Source organism: Paenibacillus sp. JT22N7 (assembly GCF_059383875.1).
In genome coordinates, this window is record NZ_JBXENY010000016.1 from 19,262 (window position 1) to 35,522 (window position 16,261).

Here is a 16,261-nt window from a genome sequence, read left to right on the forward strand (position 1 = left end):
GAATTTGATCCCTCCTCGGTAGAAATACACGATTATAGTGGCTAACGGCATCGACGAATCCATAAGACCGTGTGGCCGTTCTTTTGTCATTTTTCCCTACTCATCCTTTAACCGTCGTTGATACAAAACAACCGATACAATCGTTAATACAACCGTCCATGCCAAAATAATAAGGAGGGGTTTTAATAACTCTCCCGTCGTAAAGTCTGTAGGGGGTAAACCTAGCAAATGAACAAGCTGGCTACTGGGCATGTAATCCAGCACTTTGAAGACTGGATACTCATCCACAATAAATGCTCCCCATGGTGCTCCAGAGAATACGATCGTCACAGGAATTATAGATAATGACGCATCAAGCAACGTCTTGGAGAATAGACCACATATCGTCCCGACTGCTGTGTATAAAATAATCGAAAGAAGGATTGCTGCCACAAACGCCCATATACTAGCTGGTTCATAGCCAAATAGGTACGTAGCAATAACCAGAACAACAACAGACATGACCAAGACTAAAGTGCTTTTACCGATTAAAACATCCATGGTCGTGGCCGGAGTCATCATTAATGATCGTAAAGTGTTACGCTCCTTTTCTTCCGCAATCAAGCATGCTTGTACGAAACATGTTAGGAACACAAACGAAAGATTAAGAACTGTAGCGAAAGATCCAGGCAAAGACGAGGCGGCGCCAGCAGCTCGAAGAAGAAGTGCGAGGATAATTGGGAAAATCAACATAATGGAGAGGGCATAATTGCGTGAAAACTCTTTGTAATCCTTCACAAATATCGCTTGCGCACGTTTCAATGAGATACTCATAGCAGCTCACTTCCTGTCATTTTAATAAAAATGTCCCCTAGACTAGGCTCTTTCGTTTCTAATCGATCAACTAACCCTCGTTTCATCCAGTCGGATATTTGATCAGCCGTTCCATTATTAATCGGGAGCTCATAGGCTTGCCTATTGATTAACTCCACACAAACGACGTTTTCACGATGCTGTTTTTTAAGCTCCTTGGGCGAGCCGATGGTTTGGATTTGTCCTTTATACAAAATCGCTACACGGTTGCATAGCAATTCTGCCTCGGCCATATTATGCGTCGTTAAAAAAATCGTTGTCCCATTCTCATTTAAGCGGCGCAACCCTTTATAAATATGCGCGGAGTTTACCGGATCTAAAGCCGAAGTAGGTTCATCCAAAAATAATAATTCCGGCTCATGGATAATCGCGATTGCCAACAGGACACGCTGACGCATCCCTTTCGATAAGAGATTGACTTTCTTTTTGCGCTCTCCGCTTAAGTTTACAAATTGCAGCACCTTATCGATCGAAGATCTAGGAAGATCATATAACTTACGATACAGCTCCAGATTTTCCTCAATTGATAATCTCTCATATAGACCGCTATTATCCGTCAAAATGCCAAAGCGCATCTTCTGTGCAGACTGATTCATCATCTCTGCTGGCTTGTTAAATACACTTGCCTGTCCACTTGTCGAATTTAATTGCGCAGTTAAAATTTTTATTAATGTCGTTTTTCCTGAACCACTCGGACCTAGAAACCCAAAAATTTCTCCTGACGCAATTGAAAAAGACACATCTGCTAATGCATCCTTATTTCCAAAGCTCTTTCGAATATGTTCGACTTGGATAACATCCATTAATACCACTTCCTTAGAGTTGATGGCTTAAATATATAAAGATTGCACGCTTCCAGCCATCAAAACCCGCCGAAATGTAGCTTTTATCGCCTGAATGGTACCAGCAAATGCTTGATTGGTTCCACATGTCCCTCGGAATTAAAGGTTAAGAAGTGCTTTTAATTCCTGCAATTTTGAACGGGATAATGGAACTACGGCATCTTTACCTGTATTTAATCGCAAGCTGTAGCTATTCTTCGTCCATGTAATAATCTCTCTTACTTTTTGCAGATTAACGATATAGGATCGATGACACCTAAAAAATCCGAAATTTAATAATCTCTGCTCAAGCTCGGTTAGCGTCAAAGCACAGTCATAGTTTTCTCCATCCACATGAACAAGAATCGAACCATCTACACTTTCTATAAAATCGATTTCAGGCGGATTAAATAAAATCACTTTGTCCTTTCTTTTCGTATAAATCTTCTGCAACGTTATATTGGCCCGATCTTGTTCCTGCCCTTCCTGCTTATCCTCGTCTGAGTCCCGAATATCCAATGGATGAAAACCGAGCTCGTTCAATCGATAAATGACATCACAGGAAATGAGGGCATCCTCTAAATTCGAAGTTAAAATTAAAATTTGCTTTTCCTTCGAAAGGTCATCCAAAATCCGTTTAAACTGACGACGATCTTGTTCTTCCAAGTAAAAATAGGGCTCTTCCAGTACAAGTGTAGGCTGATGCGCAAAATAGACACGCAGCAATGTCACATACATCCTTTTCGATGAGCTTAGATCCTTGATTTTTACCTTCCGTTCTTCTTTTAAAGCAAAATAATCCATTAACGAAGCGACACGCTCATTCTTCTCGGTTATTTTGATTAGAAAAGTGATTAGCTCTTCCACCGTTAAACGCATATACTCGTTTTGCTGAGCTCGAAATAAATAATAGTGGGAATGATTCACTAATTGATTCATTAAAAGCTGCTTTCGCTTCAAGTCCGTTATAATGCCAATCGATTGGTTCGATGTCACATTTAATTCAATCTTTGGTAGAAATAGTTCCCCATCATCATACACTGGTTCAAATTGCATGCCGTCCTCCTGGTCAGTTCCGCTATAGGATATATTGAACAATTATAAGGTGGGGATCCTTTTTTGTCAGTTTCTATTCATACCTAGCATAGGTCGGAAAAATACGATGAAAGGAGATTTTTCGCTGAAGCGATGGGAGTTCAGATAAGGGGAATCCGGTGGCTGCGGAATGGGGGATGAGGAGAAAACTTGAAAAAAAGCATAGTACGGTGCAAGGAGTACATTGATTATGAGGAGATCGGCAGGAAGGCCCAGCCACACCGCGTTCTCATACACGAGCTTCGGATCGGCTGTATCGCCGGACCAGGGTGAAGTGAAGATGATATCGCCGGAATTGCGGGAGCGTCTCCAGCGAAATGGATGCCCAGCCCGTGCCGCTGTCGATGACTTCCTTCTGACCTTCCTCCGGCGCTTTCAGGCCGAATTCGCGGTAAATGATCTCGCCGCCGCGCCCATAGTTATGGCCAAAGACGTACAGGCCTTTCTCGTATGGGTTAAGTATGGATACCGTTTTGTCGCCGACGGCTTCCTGTACCTTAGGCTTCAACTCGTTAATTTGGGCTTCCCACTGCTCGATCCAAGCTTGGGCTTCGGCTTCCTTGTTCGTCAACTGGCCGAATTCGATCAGCTGATCCTTATACGTCTTGGCGCCGTAGTCGATGGCAACGACCGGAGCGATTTTTTGCAGCTCGTCGATGCCTTCCGTACCGCCGAACACGACGATCAGGTCGGGATGCAGAGCAAGCACGTTCTCGGGCATCGGCGTGTCGCCCAGGCTTTGCGCGCCAGCAAGCTTATCTTTCAAATAAGGGCTGGCTAGAACTTCTTACTGAACGCCGACCGGCGTGACACCGAGAGCGAGGAAGTAGCCTGTATAAAACGCAGTTCCGTCCACGATGCGTTACGGATTGCGCGAGACTTCGATATCCCCGTTGGCAGCTTTGAACGTAACGGTCTCGCCATCGCCTGCTGCTGCATCTGCTGTTTCCGTGGGAGCAACGGTCGCCGCTGGCTCGGAGGCTGTTGCGCTGCTGCCGTCGTTGACGCATGGGGGTTAAACGTTGACAACTGATTTTTTGGCGGCTCCGAGCAATTTGTCTGCATAGCTGCTTAATCATGCTTCCCGGGCTTCTAGCATTCTATCCTTTGTCAAATATGCATTCGGGTCGCACCAAAACTAGGTTGAAAAATGAGGGGGAATTTCAATATTCGTTCGAGCCATGCCGACCTTGTGCTTCGTGCTTTTCATAGTGAAAGACTCCTTGCCAAGGATGTAGACAAAAATTGCTTTCACGAGTTAATGTGAGATCAGAATGTTATCAGATAACTTGGTTGAACACGGCGTGGAAGGTTATCTCAATACAATAGCCCGAGAAAGGGGAAAAGATATGATTCATTGGTTTCGACATTTGCCGTATAAGTATATGGATGAAGCAGAATGGCCGCCATTCATACACAGTACTTGGTTTCGAGAGCATTATATGAAATTTGTTTATTTGTTGGATAAATTTTATTATATCTTCCTCGGATGTAATAAACTCAGTATTAATTTTAATCAAGCCTAATAGAACTGTGTTTTGTAAGGGGTATTACCGAGTAACTGAAATTTCATGCAAAGAATATGAAGGTTAAAATTATATAGAAGAGAACCGTGCCACAAGCAGCGGCATGTTACTACTATCTTATCAATAGAACCAAGTAACCTTTTGCAACGATACTGGCACTTTGTATATAGAAACTGAACACAGCGGAGGTGCAAGAGGTGCGGGAGTGGATCGAGGGAGCCCGGCTTGGCGACCAAATCGCCTGGGAGCGGATCGTGCAGCATTTTAGTGGCATGGCATTTTCTGTGGCATATGGAAAGCTAGGTGACTGGGGGCATGCGGAGGATGCGGTACAAGAAGCGTTCACGGAGGCTTTCGCCAATCTCACTAAGTTGCAAGAGGCGGATGCATTCCCGGGATGGTTCAAGACTATAGTCGAACGGCAATGCCAGCGTATTCTCCGCCGAAAAATACATTCCACAATGCCAATGGATGAAACAATTATAATGGATGCAGAGGAATTGAATGTGGAGTCCATTATTGAAAGAAAGGAATGGCAGGAGAGGATTCACCATTCCATCGAGGGTTTGTCGGGCAATTTAAAACTGGTAGTCCAATTATTTTATTTTCATGGATATTCGATAAAAGAAATATCAGGTTACCTTAAAGTATCTCCCTCTGCATTAAAAAAACGGTTGTTCGACGCCCGTAATAAGCTAAGAACGTCGCTGCTTGTTACCGACTTTGTATCCATGTTCAATGATCTTTACGAAGGAGGAGTATCCATGCTCCATATAGTAAATGGAGATATCGTCAGCGATAAGTTAAGGAAGGGAAACGTTCGCGGAGATATCTTGGTTTGGAGAGAAGTATACCCGGTAGGTCCGGTATTCGTAGAAACGGGGGAGCTCCATCAGAGGTCGCCCAGAGTGGAATATTTAGAGAGAACTCTAGGCATTCCAGCAGATGACTATGTGACAAATTGTAAGTCGCAAGAACAGATTCTGCGGAACTTTCACAAATACGATGAGATCGTACTATGGTTCGAGCATGATTTGTTTGACCAACTCATGCTGAGCTATTTATTGCACTGGTTTTCAAATCAGGCCCTAGGTCATACCAAGCTGAATTTGCTGTGCATCGGCGACTACCCAGGTATTAATTTGTTTAGGGGATTGGGGCAACTTACATCAAAGCAGTTGGAAACATTGTCAGGTACTTGGCAAAGGGTGGGAGAGAAGGAGCTTGAGACGGGCAGCATAATCTGGGAGGCGTACACATCGCCAAATATTGAATCACATGTTGAAATTTTGAATAAAGACACATCGGTGCTGCCCTTTGCTCACGCGGCGCTTGAACTGCACTTATCACGCCTGCCTTCCCCAATAAATGGGCTGGGAATCGTAGAGCAAACCATTTTGGAGCTTATTCGGCAAGGTGTGGATACCCCATGCAAGTTATTGCAAGAGATCGGGAACCGCTTAAGTGTACTAGGCATGGGTGATTTGGAATTATGGTATCGGTTAAGGAGTATGTCAGAACAACCGCATGCACTGATAAAAATACTAGGATCATCCCATACGTTTCCTGATTATCGGAAGAAAACTACCCCCTCCTTTGAAAATGGCAAAATTGCATTAACTGAGATTGGGGTGGAGGTAGTCGCGGGATTGAAGGACTGGATAAAGGTGAAGGGAATAAATGAGTGGTATGGCGGTTTGCGACTAAATGGTGATTTAGTATGGCGCTGGGACTCTCAAAGAAAGCAATTAATTTATATGCAATAAAGCAATAACTTGCCGTTGCAAACAGCGGACTGAACCGTACCGCAAGCCGGGAGAAATTTTCAGCATCCCCCGCTTGTTTGGCGCGGAAAGCTGCCCTCAAAATACAGGGGCGGGCGCTTGATGTTAATACTGCCCGCGCCAAGGTGCAGGAGGAAATGTTTGCAAGTGCATCGGGGAAGCTGGCGGTGCTTAATGAAACGATTAATCAGATGATTGGAGCTACCGAAAAAAATGTGGATTTTTTGGCTGATCAGCTGCCAGCCGGCAATATCGGTCCTGTTCAGGGAAATGAGGACCCATTCGTACGGGCGGTACTGGACGCCTACAAACAAAAACACGACGACGTGGAACTGGCTTCGGTGGGCACCGATCAAGGCGTATACGCCAACGTTCCGAAAAGTGCGGTAAATCCGGCAGATTATGATCCGCGCAAGCGGCCCTGGTACATAAGCGCTTCAGAAAATAAAGGGATGCCTACGATTATCTCGCCGTACATTTCCAGCAATACGGGCAATGTGGTTGTGTCGGTCGCCCAGACTACCAAGGACGGGCATGGTGTTGTTTCGGTCAGCCTCTCGCTCAAGGCGTTGAGCGATTTAGTGAATTCCACCAAGATCGGGACGAAGGGCAATGTATATGTGCTGGATAAATCTAATAAATTTATTGTGCATCCCAATGAAAAAGCAGGCAGTGAAGCGACAGCTTCGCCGTATCCTGATATTTTCGAGCAAGAGCAAGGAAGTCTCGCCTATGCGTCTACGGATGGAAGCAAGCAGCATGCATTTATTACGACAAATGAAAAAACAAGCTGGGTACTGGTGGGGGTTATCGACGATAGCGAAGTGAGCGCGGCTGCCCAGCAAGCGACCGGGCTAGTACGTACGGGTACTGCTAAAATTCAGAGCGCTGTAACACAGCAGATGAAGCTTTCTTGAGCATCAACGCGGCTATTGATGACCTGACTTCCCAGGTAGAAGGGATTGCTGCCGCTTCGGAACAAATGTCCGCCAGCACCGTCGAGGTTGTTCAGGCCATTCAGTTCTTTAGTGAGGTGTCCGAGCGGAACGCTGCAGGAACAGAAAGTATTTCAGCTTCAACAGAGGAGCAGGTCGCTTCCATTGAAGAAATCGCTTCGTCGGCGGAAGAGCTGGCTCATTTGGCCCAAAATCTGCAAACATTGGTTGTTCGCTTTAAAATTTGAGTGTGATTCTGACAGCGATTTCGTTTGGCAGTGAGAGAGAGGCCCTAGATCACGATCGTAAGGTACGAGGGCGTTGGCGTCACTCCATACTTGCCTCTGGCTGCAGGCCGAATGACCCGCGATTGGAATGAGCAGACCCCGCGCTCAGAGAATGACCAGATAGCTAATGCGTTATTTGCTAAAACGGAAGAGGCTGATCGCAAAGTCGTGGAAAGAGTTGCGGAGGTAGCCGCTAATCGAGGAATTCACGCGCACAGGTGGGTCTTGCATGGCTGTTGCAAAAAGAAGATGCAGCCCCGATTATCGGGTCGACTAAAATCAGTCATTTCGAGGATGCGGTTTCGGCCTTATTGGTTAAATGGAACCCTGAAGAAATCACAAGTTTAGAAGAACGGTATGTTCCACATCCATTGGTATAAATTACGGAAATAAAGCATGAATCAAAAAGGGACTAAGTGGCTCCTATTGCTCCCTCTCCCTTTGCATAAACACAAGCAGGGCCGGAAGTCCAACTCTAACGAGTGGCTGCCGGCCCTGTTTTATTTCATCTGCTCGTCCGCTCAGCGCTAACGCTGCTCGCTGTCGAAGCTTCCCCCTAGCCGTAGCTATTGCTGAACTTTTGCTTGCTGCTCCGATGCGTGCGTCGGTGGTACAATGGCAGATAAGGAAGCAAATGGGTAACCTGAAAAATCAACTCGGCAGGAGGCGCTATATATATGAATAAATTAGCTGCGAATACAGCCTTAAGCAATGGAGTTGGCTCAGATGTCATTGAGCTGGAGGCGGGGCAATGCGTAGTTATACAATGCCATCACGATATTGGTCGTACGTTCATTCGGTCGGTTAGAGGAGAGGGCGTATCCTCTGGCTGCAAAATCTCCTATCGCGGGAAGCTGCTTTCTTTGGGCAGCAACGAAGCAGCTGGACAGGTCGGATTCAGCTGTTTGGACGAAGGACTTTATGAGCGCTTGAAGGTTAGGGAGTATTTGTTATTTTGGGTGGAGCTGCATGGAATACGAACGGGGATAGAAGAGCTGTTAAGCAAGATCGGATTGGCGGGAAAGGCCAGCGAACGGATTTCTAAACTAAGCTATTCCGAGAAGCGGCTGCTCGGTTTTGCAAGAAGCATTGTGCATAATCCGGAGCTTTTGATTTGGGAGGACCCTGAGCAAAATCTCGATCTGGAGAGCTGTATGATTGTAAGAAGGATGATAGCAGAGCTGCTTCGTCAAAATAAGGCGATTTTAGTTACGTGCTCGACATTGGAGCAAGCGCTCTCGATATCTAATCGTATTTACGGACTGACGGGAAGCTCGCTTGCCCCGATTACGATTCAGGACGCCTCGGAATTCAATGAGTCTGAGCCTGTTCCCGGCGGCGACGAGCCTGAGGCTGCAAGGCGCGAGCAACAGCATACCCCAAGGCTAGCAAAGTTTATGGTAAAAACCGAAGACAAATACGTGTTCCTAGATCCCGGCGAAGTCCACTTTATTGAAAGCATTGAGGGCGTTACGCATCTGTATACGCAGGCCGGCAGCTTTGCTTGCTCATGGACGCTTGCGGAATTGGAGGCGAAGCTCAAGGCGTTCCGGTTTTATCGCTGCCACCGTTCCTATATTGTCAATTTGGACCAAATTGCCGAATTGATCGTATGGAGCCGCAACAGCTACAGTCTCGTCCTAAATGACGATAAAAAATCCAGAATTCCATTATCCAAGGGGAAGTTTGAAGAGCTGAAGACGATTGTAGGGCTGTAATTCTGCTCCGTTCACCGCCAGAATGGCTGCTTTCAGCGCGCAAATGGATCTTTTCATGGGAAATTTGCTGTTTACAGCTCTGTTCACCGCTAAGCTGGGATGGAGCTTTCGGCTACTCATGTTAAGGGAAGGTGTAATCACCATGGAATCGATTATTGAGGTCCATGACCTCGAAAAACGGTACAAAAAGAAACAAGCGCTGAACAAGATTAGCTTTCAGGTCCGGCAGGGGGAAATATTCGGCTTCCTCGGTCCCAGCGGCTCGGGCAAAACGACAACGGTGAAAATTCTTACCTCGCAGCTGCTCTATAGTTCCGGGCGAGTGAAGGTGCTGGGGAGCGATCCTGCACGAAGCCGACCCTCCGAGTTTCTGGGCAGAATAGGTGTGCTTACGGATAATAGCGGCACTTATGAGCGTCTTAGCGTGTATGACAATCTGGCTTTGTTTTGCTGCTTGTATGGTGTGCCGGAACGAAGAATTGAAACGGTTCTTGATGCGGTTAATTTAATCGGCGACAAGCATACGCTGGTCGGACGGCTCTCGAAAGGGATGAAGCAGCGGGTGACGCTGGCAAGAACGATTTTGCATGAGCCGGACATTCTTTTTCTTGATGAGCCCACATCCGCCTTGGACCCTGTGAATAGCGAGCGTATTCAGAAAACGCTGCGTGAAATGAACCGCCGGGGAACGACGATTTTTTTGACAACGCACAATATGCAGGAAGCGGAAACGCTTTGCGATCGCGTAGCCTTTCTGAATAATGGTGAAATCTCGGCTCTCGACACGCCGCAGGCTCTGCGCCTTCGCTATGGTGACCGTTCCATTACCGTGACTACGCCGCTCGGGAAGCAGATTGTTCAGCAGGATGAGGTCGGAGCGGGCTTCATACGGGACTTAATAAGAAGAGAAGAACTGTTAGCCATTCATTCCAATGAGCCTACGCTGGGGGATATTTTTGTGAAATTGACGGGGAGGGGACTGGAATGACGTTTTCCATACGCCGCTTCAGGGCCATGGTCAAAAAAGAATGGAAGGATGCGATTCGCAATCCGCAAATTTTATTAAATGCGGGAATGCCCGTACTGCTAGCCCTTTTATTTAAACAAAAAGAAAATGATCCGAGCGACCTGACGTTTCTTTCCATTCCTATACTAGTTGCCATCTCCATAACAGGAGCCTTTGTTCAGGCGAATATGATTGCCGAAGAGAAGGAGAAGAACACCTTGCGCTCCCTCATGCTGTCGCCTGCTACAAAGCTGGAGGTGCTTGCGGGGAAAAGCGCGACAACGACGCTGTTTGCTCTAATTGTCATCGCGGCCTGCTTGGCGATTTCCGGTGTGCCCGATGTGAATCTGTTCTTTTTGACAGTATTGGCGGTATTGCTGCTGCTTATTTTTATGGCCTTGGGTACGATTATAGGCCTCATCGCACGAACGGCATCGGAATCTTCGATTGTAGGCCTTCCACTGCTGCTGCTGTTTATTTTTGGACCGATATTTGTTCCGACTTTGGATATGCCTGCCCTAATGAATATCATTAATGTGCTTCCCTCGCAGCAATTTGTCGTGGCCATATTAGAGCTTCATCAAAATGGGGGACTTTCGGAAATAGGCGGAAATCTTCTTAGCCTGATGATGTGGACGGTTCTGTCAGGGGCGCTGTGCTTGCTGGTGTACGGAAAAAAACGGTTCGATAAATAAAAAGGAGGAACGGCCATGAATAAAGTAACCAAAAATATTATTTTAGGCGCTGCCGTGCTCATCGTATGCCTGATTGTGAGGAAGCTGTGGCTGCCTGATGGAATTTGGGGGCTTTTGGAGTAAGCGAGGCCTAAAGCAGTAGGATTTTGAGTTAGCACTAAGAGAGCTTGATCGTTCTTCACGGGACGAACAAGCTCTTTTAGTGCTGTTTCAAATAGACGGCTTGCAAAAATATTTGCGAATGGCACCCAAAATAATTCCATTCATCAAAAGGGCGCTCTTCGCTATAATCTAGTCTGACCGTTAATACCAGTTAGGCTAATAGGCAAGTTTGTAATAAGAAACCTTATGAGCTGTTCGATGAAAGCCGCAGTATTCTGTACATGCAAAGGTGGGCTTAATTTGCTCGATAACGAAATTATAATAGGGCTCGATATGGGTACAACAAGTACGAAGGCTGTCGCCTTCGGTCCCCAAGGACGCATACGCGGTATTCATTCAGTGGATTACCCGCTCATTTATCCCCGTTCTTTATGGGTAGAGCAAGATCCTGAAAGCTTGTTTCAAGCGACTATCACAGCGATTAGAGAAGTAATGCGCCGATCGGGAGCAGCAGCGAATGAGCTGATTGGCATTGGCATTAGCTCAGCTATGCATTCATTGATTGTTCTGGATCGCTCTAATAAACCGATAACTCGAAGCATGATATGGGCAGATAATCGCAGCACCGGGCAAGTCAAGCGATTGAAGGAAGAGCTGGAAGGGGAACAGATTTACCTGCGAACCGGAACCCCTATGCATCCCATGTCTCCCCTATCCAAGATTCTTTGGCTGAAAGAGGAGGACCCGAGCTGCTACGAACAAGCAGGAAAGTTTATCGGCATTAAGGAGTACATTTTGTTTCGATTATTTGATCGCTTCGTCATGGACTGCTCTCTTGCATCAGCTACCGGCTTGTTCAATTTGCAAATGTTTGGTTGGGACGAAGATGTGCTGGAGCTTCTGGGTATTCGAGAGGAGCAGTTGCCCGTTCTTGTGCCAACGACAGAAATATTGAACGGCTTGAACCCCATCTGGGCCGAGCGTATGGGCATAAGCATGGATACTCCTTTTGTTATCGGAGCCAGCGATGGTGTTTTGGCCAATCTTGGTGTAGGAGCTATTGGAGCCGGGGAGCTAGCCGTAACGATCGGAACGAGCGGCGCCATTCGCATGATGTCCGACACGGCGATAACAGATTCGCTCGGACGCACCTTCTGCTATGCATTGAACGAGCAGCGCTGGGTAATCGGCGGTGCAACCAGCAACGGCGGTATTGTTCTCAACTGGCTGCGGGAGAAGCTGGCATCAGCGGAATGGGAGGAGGCAGCCCGTCTTGGCGCAGATATACATGAGCTGATGATTCAGAGCGCTGATCGTGTCTCTCCAGGTGCTGACGGTCTGCTTCTCTTACCCTTTCTCTCGGGCGAGCGAGCTCCTTACTGGAATGCTTCGGCGCGCGGTGTTTTCTTCGGCCTTAACCTGCAGCATAAGCGGGAGCATCTGATTCGAGCCGGATTAGAGGGTGTAATCTACAGCATTTTATCCGTTGGGGAGGCGCTGCAGGAGATTGCGGGGCCAGCTCGGGAAATCCGCGCTTCTGGAGGCTTCGCCAAATCACCGATTTGGAGACAAATGCTGTCGGACATGCTGGGGCGAGAACTGCTTTTTCCAGAAAGTCACGAGGCTTCCGCATTGGGGGCGGCTATTGTGGCTATGCAAGCACTAGGACACATCTCATCCATGGATGAGGCTAGAGACTGGATTCATATTGCGGGTCGCCATGAACCATGCCTTGATCGCCACGCTATCTATAGTGAATTGTTCGCAATCTACACGCGGCTGTACGAGCGACTTGAACCAGAATTTAACCATATCTCACGTTTTCAAGAGAGGAACAGAAATTAATGACTAAGCTTACTAAGCAGTTTCAATTGGGAGTATGTTACTATCCGGAGCATTGGGCGGAGGAGTTGTGGGAGGACGACTACAGACGTATGCGGGAATGCGGCTTTACGATTATTCGCGTTGCCGAATTCGCGTGGTCGATCTTTGAGCCGTCGGAAGGAGAGTTTCACTTTGACCTGTTCGACCGGGCTCTTGCGGCTGCGTATAAGCACGGGCTTAAGGTCATTTTGGGCACGCCTACCGCAACGCCTCCTGCTTGGCTGACTACCAAGTATCCTGAAACACTTAACGCTGCTCAAAATGGCATGGTATACCAGCATGGCCAACGAAGGCATTTCACATATAACTCTCCTGTTTATAGAAAGCTGGCAGCTCGTATTGCTCGGCAAATGGCTGAGCATTACAAGGATCACCCTGCTGTAATCGGCTGGCAGATTGATAATGAGCTGAATTGTGAAATGAACGTATTCTATTCGCAAGCTGATCATATTGCATTCCGAAGCTGGCTGCAGGAAAAGTACGGCACTTTGGAACAATTGAATCATGCTTGGGGAGCGGTGTTCTGGAATCAGACCTACAGCGATTGGGAGCAGGTGCACCTGACTCGTCCAACGGTGTCTAATGCCCCTAACCCGCATCAATCACTAGATGAAAAGCGTTTTTTCTCAGATAGCGCCATCTCCTATTGCCGTATGCAGGCGGATATCATTAGGGCCATCGTGCCAAGCTGCCAGTGGGTCACGCATAACGGTATATTTGGACATCTGGACAACCATAAGCTGACACGGACATCGCTTGATTTTATGTCCTATGATTCATATCCCAATATTAGCACCATTATGCCCGATTCCGGGGATCGTCCGCTGCTGGATCAAAAGTGGAGCTGGAACCTCAGTGTAGTGCGCAGCATTTCGCCTCACTTCTGCGTAATGGAACAGCAATCGGGCGCATGCGGCTGGTTTACCCGGCTGGAAACGCCAGCCCCTCTGCCAGGGCAGATGCGGCTTTGGACGTATCAGTCCATAGCTCACGGAGCAGATATGGTATTGTATTTCCGCTGGCGTACGGCGTCCATCGGCACCGAGATGTACTGGCATGGCATCAACGACTATTCTAATCACGACAACCGTAAAGTGCGGGAAGCCGCTCGCGTTGGCAAGGAATTGCAGCTGGTTGGCAGCCAAATCGTAGGACAGCGTTATCTGGCAGAAGTCGCCATAATCAAAAACTACGACAATGAATGGGATGGCGAGTTGGACAGCTGGCATGGGCCGCTGGAGAGGTACAGCTTGCTCGAATGGTACAAAGCCTGCGTTCGCGCTCATATTCCAACCGATGCGCTCTACCTTGATGAGGAAACGACGCTGGAGGATCTGTGCTCTTACAAGCTGCTGGTGTATCCGCATGCGACGCTCATCACCACAGACCACGCCAAGCTTCTGGAAGATTATGCAAAACAAGGCGGTACGGTTATATTCGGCTGCCGCAGCGGCTATAAAGATGAGAACGGCCACTGCCGCATGGAGCCATTGCCGGGCCCGCTTGTCGATCTGTGCGGTATTGAAGTCGAGGATTTCACCCGTATAGGCCCGTATCAAGCAACACCAGATATTATCTTCATGGAAGAGAAAGGCACCCGGCTATCCGTACAAGCGCCGGAATTTAATGATATACTCCGCATCACATCAGATTCGGCGCAAAGCGTAGGCCATTATAGTGGTGGAAGCTATTATGAGGGAAGTGTCGCAGTTTCCCGAAATACGCAGGGCAAGGGAACCGTTTATTATTTTGGCGCGGCATTTACTGAGATTGCGGCGACGAAGCTGCTGACTTTATCAGGGCTGTCCTCTCCCGCGGCAGAGTTAATGGAGCTGCCGGAGCAGGTTGAGCTGCACCGCAGACAGCGGATTGACAGTGAGCAAGATACTTGGTTTCTACTCAACTATGCGCATACCAGCCAAACTGTCGTAATCCGTCAGACGATGCGCGATCTGCTGTCGGGCAAGGTGATGCAGGGCGCTGTGACCATGCGGCCGTTCGATGTACTTCTATTAGTATCAGGTGGAGAAATAAACGAATAGTAAGATACAAGAAATAACTTTGGGAATTTTACCGTGATTGCCAAATGGCTAATATATTTACGGGTGTGCCTAAAGGAATTCCATTAAGCAAACGACCATTTATCTCTATAATAAAATCTGTAAGCGACAACAAGAAGACATAAAGAGGGGGATTTAAAATGAATCGTAGAAAGCGCTTTATCACATCCTTGCTATCCATTGGCATAGGGGCTTCGCTTGTATTGTCCGGATGCGGTAGTACAAATGACAATTCAGTAGCGCCAGGTGCGAATGGCAATTCGGCGAAGGACGGCGGCTCGTTAACGCTGTGGATGTTTAATACGGATGACTATCTAAAGCCCGTAGCTGAAGAAATCGCTGAAGAAATGAAGATTAAGCTGAATTATGAATTCATAAATCCGGAAACATACAAAACGAAAATAAAGGTTACTATATCAGCTAACGAGCTGCCGGATGTTTTTGCTCAATATGCAGGCAAATCAGAGAGAGAAAGCATCCTTAATTCAAAGATGGCTGCTCCGCTCAACGATACATTGCAGAGTACAGGACTGGAAGGAAGCTTTAACGATGGCATGTTGATTAAGGAAGCGGATGGAAACATCTATTCCCTGCCTTATCGCCCTGATCAATCCTATCTGCTGGCTTACAACAAGAAGCTGATGAATGAACTAGGCTTAAAGGCCCCGACTACGTGGGATGAGCTGATGAATGTCATCAAAATAGCGAATGACAAGGGGATTACCCCGATCACGCTGGGAGGCAAAGATCGCTGGCCGGGTGAAATCATCTACAATCTGCTCGTGCTGCGTGAGGATAAGGATGCCTATACGAAGGCTCAGAATGGTGAAATGAGCTTTTCAGACAAGCCGTTTGTAGACGCGGCGGACAAAATTATCGAGTTGGTCAATGCCAATGCATTCCAATCCGGGTTTCTCGGCAACAGTGACCTGGAGGCGCGTGAGTTGTTCTATGGCGGCAAAGCTTTGATGATTGTTAATGGTTCTTGGATCTTTACGAAGGCGATCCCGGCTCTTGGCGATGACCTCGGCTACGTGAAATTCCCTAAAACGGGCGCAGAAGCTGATCCATTCTCGTCCAATATGGGTGAGAAAAGCACCGCTCCATATGGTCTGTACGTTAATGCTAATTCCAAGCAGCTTGAGCTGTCCAAGGAATTTGCCGTCCGTTATTCGCTTAAGGTGAATGAATCGCTTGCCAAGCTGGGACAAGCAACCTATGCGGAAACCGCAGTGAAGCCGGAGGGCGAGGTTAATGAGGCTTACGCGCAATATTTGAAAGATTACAGCGAATATTCTTTTATCCAAACGTTCTGGGGCAATACGGTACCGGCAGCCGTCAATGAGGAGAACCGGGATCTGAATCAGAAGCTCTTTACTGGCTCCCTGCCATCAAGTGAATTTGTGCAGATGATGGACAAAATCATGAAACAACAATAATGAAGGGACGGGGCACTGTAATGAATAGGTGCCTCTTCTTTTTATCGTAAATCGCAG

At 47.4% G+C, this 16,261-nt stretch carries 14 protein-coding genes; 10 read left to right on the forward strand and 4 right to left on the reverse strand.

Annotated features, from left to right (window positions below; all coding sequences use genetic code 11):
• Window positions 1-96 precede the first annotated feature (96 nt).
• The 4 genes from AC50Y5_RS30405 to AC50Y5_RS30420 form a co-directional block, all read right to left on the reverse strand.
• The gene (locus tag AC50Y5_RS30405) at window positions 97-813 is read right to left on the reverse strand and encodes an ABC transporter permease (protein WP_494865255.1); all 717 of its coding nucleotides are present in this window, start codon (window positions 811-813) and stop codon (window positions 97-99) included.
• Entirely contained in the window at window positions 810-1,655 is an 846-nt protein-coding gene (locus AC50Y5_RS30410; RefSeq protein WP_494865257.1) for an ABC transporter ATP-binding protein, read from the reverse strand. Before AC50Y5_RS30410 ends, AC50Y5_RS30405 begins: the two co-directional genes overlap by 4 nt.
• Before the next feature lie 138 nt (window positions 1,656-1,793).
• Window positions 1,794-2,729 (reverse strand): LytTR family DNA-binding domain-containing protein, encoded by a 936-nt coding sequence (locus AC50Y5_RS30415; protein ID WP_494865259.1) that lies wholly within the window; start codon window positions 2,727-2,729, stop codon window positions 1,794-1,796.
• 268 nt (window positions 2,730-2,997) lie between these two features.
• Window positions 2,998-3,489 carry an ABC transporter substrate-binding protein gene (locus tag AC50Y5_RS30420; protein WP_494865261.1) on the reverse strand — a complete coding sequence of 164 codons (492 nt, stop codon included), beginning with the start codon at window positions 3,487-3,489 and terminating at the stop codon, window positions 2,998-3,000.
• A 136-nt stretch (window positions 3,490-3,625) separates the two neighbouring features.
• Between AC50Y5_RS30420 and AC50Y5_RS30425 the strand changes: the two genes are divergently transcribed.
• From AC50Y5_RS30425 to AC50Y5_RS30470, 10 genes are all read left to right on the forward strand, one after another.
• Window positions 3,626-3,787, forward strand: coding sequence for a hypothetical protein (locus AC50Y5_RS30425; protein ID WP_155972869.1), 162 nt, complete (start codon window positions 3,626-3,628; stop codon window positions 3,785-3,787).
• A 704-nt stretch (window positions 3,788-4,491) separates the two neighbouring features.
• Window positions 4,492-6,060: a sigma-70 family RNA polymerase sigma factor gene (locus AC50Y5_RS30430; protein ID WP_056031645.1), complete on the forward strand. Its 1,569-nt coding sequence runs from the start codon at window positions 4,492-4,494 to the stop codon at window positions 6,058-6,060.
• 77 nt (window positions 6,061-6,137) lie between these two features.
• A complete protein-coding gene (locus AC50Y5_RS30435; RefSeq protein WP_494865265.1) occupies window positions 6,138-6,995 on the forward strand; it encodes a cache domain-containing protein in 858 nt (285 codons plus the stop codon).
• Window positions 6,992-7,261, forward strand: coding sequence for a hypothetical protein (locus AC50Y5_RS30440; RefSeq protein WP_494865269.1), 270 nt, complete (start codon window positions 6,992-6,994; stop codon window positions 7,259-7,261). The genes AC50Y5_RS30435 and AC50Y5_RS30440 overlap by 4 nt, the downstream gene beginning before the upstream one ends.
• A 716-nt stretch (window positions 7,262-7,977) precedes the next feature.
• Window positions 7,978-9,018: a LytTR family transcriptional regulator DNA-binding domain-containing protein gene (locus tag AC50Y5_RS30445; protein ID WP_494865271.1), complete on the forward strand. Its 1,041-nt coding sequence runs from the start codon at window positions 7,978-7,980 to the stop codon at window positions 9,016-9,018.
• 142 nt (window positions 9,019-9,160) lie between these two features.
• Window positions 9,161-10,006 (forward strand): ABC transporter ATP-binding protein, encoded by an 846-nt coding sequence (locus AC50Y5_RS30450; RefSeq protein WP_494865273.1) that lies wholly within the window; start codon window positions 9,161-9,163, stop codon window positions 10,004-10,006.
• Window positions 10,003-10,719, forward strand: a complete 717-nt coding sequence (locus AC50Y5_RS30455) for an ABC transporter permease (protein ID WP_494865275.1) — start codon at window positions 10,003-10,005, stop codon at window positions 10,717-10,719. Before AC50Y5_RS30450 ends, AC50Y5_RS30455 begins: the two co-directional genes overlap by 4 nt.
• A gap of 402 nt (window positions 10,720-11,121) precedes the next feature.
• Window positions 11,122-12,666: a gluconokinase gene (locus AC50Y5_RS30460; RefSeq protein ID WP_494865277.1), complete on the forward strand. Its 1,545-nt coding sequence runs from the start codon at window positions 11,122-11,124 to the stop codon at window positions 12,664-12,666.
• Window positions 12,666-14,747, forward strand: coding sequence for a beta-galactosidase (locus AC50Y5_RS30465; RefSeq protein ID WP_494865279.1), 2,082 nt, complete (start codon window positions 12,666-12,668; stop codon window positions 14,745-14,747). Before AC50Y5_RS30460 ends, AC50Y5_RS30465 begins: the two co-directional genes overlap by 1 nt.
• 158 nt (window positions 14,748-14,905) lie before the next feature.
• Window positions 14,906-16,204 carry an extracellular solute-binding protein gene (locus AC50Y5_RS30470; RefSeq protein ID WP_494865281.1) on the forward strand — a complete coding sequence of 433 codons (1,299 nt, stop codon included), beginning with the start codon at window positions 14,906-14,908 and terminating at the stop codon, window positions 16,202-16,204.
• The last annotated feature ends 57 nt before the right edge of the window (window positions 16,205-16,261 follow it).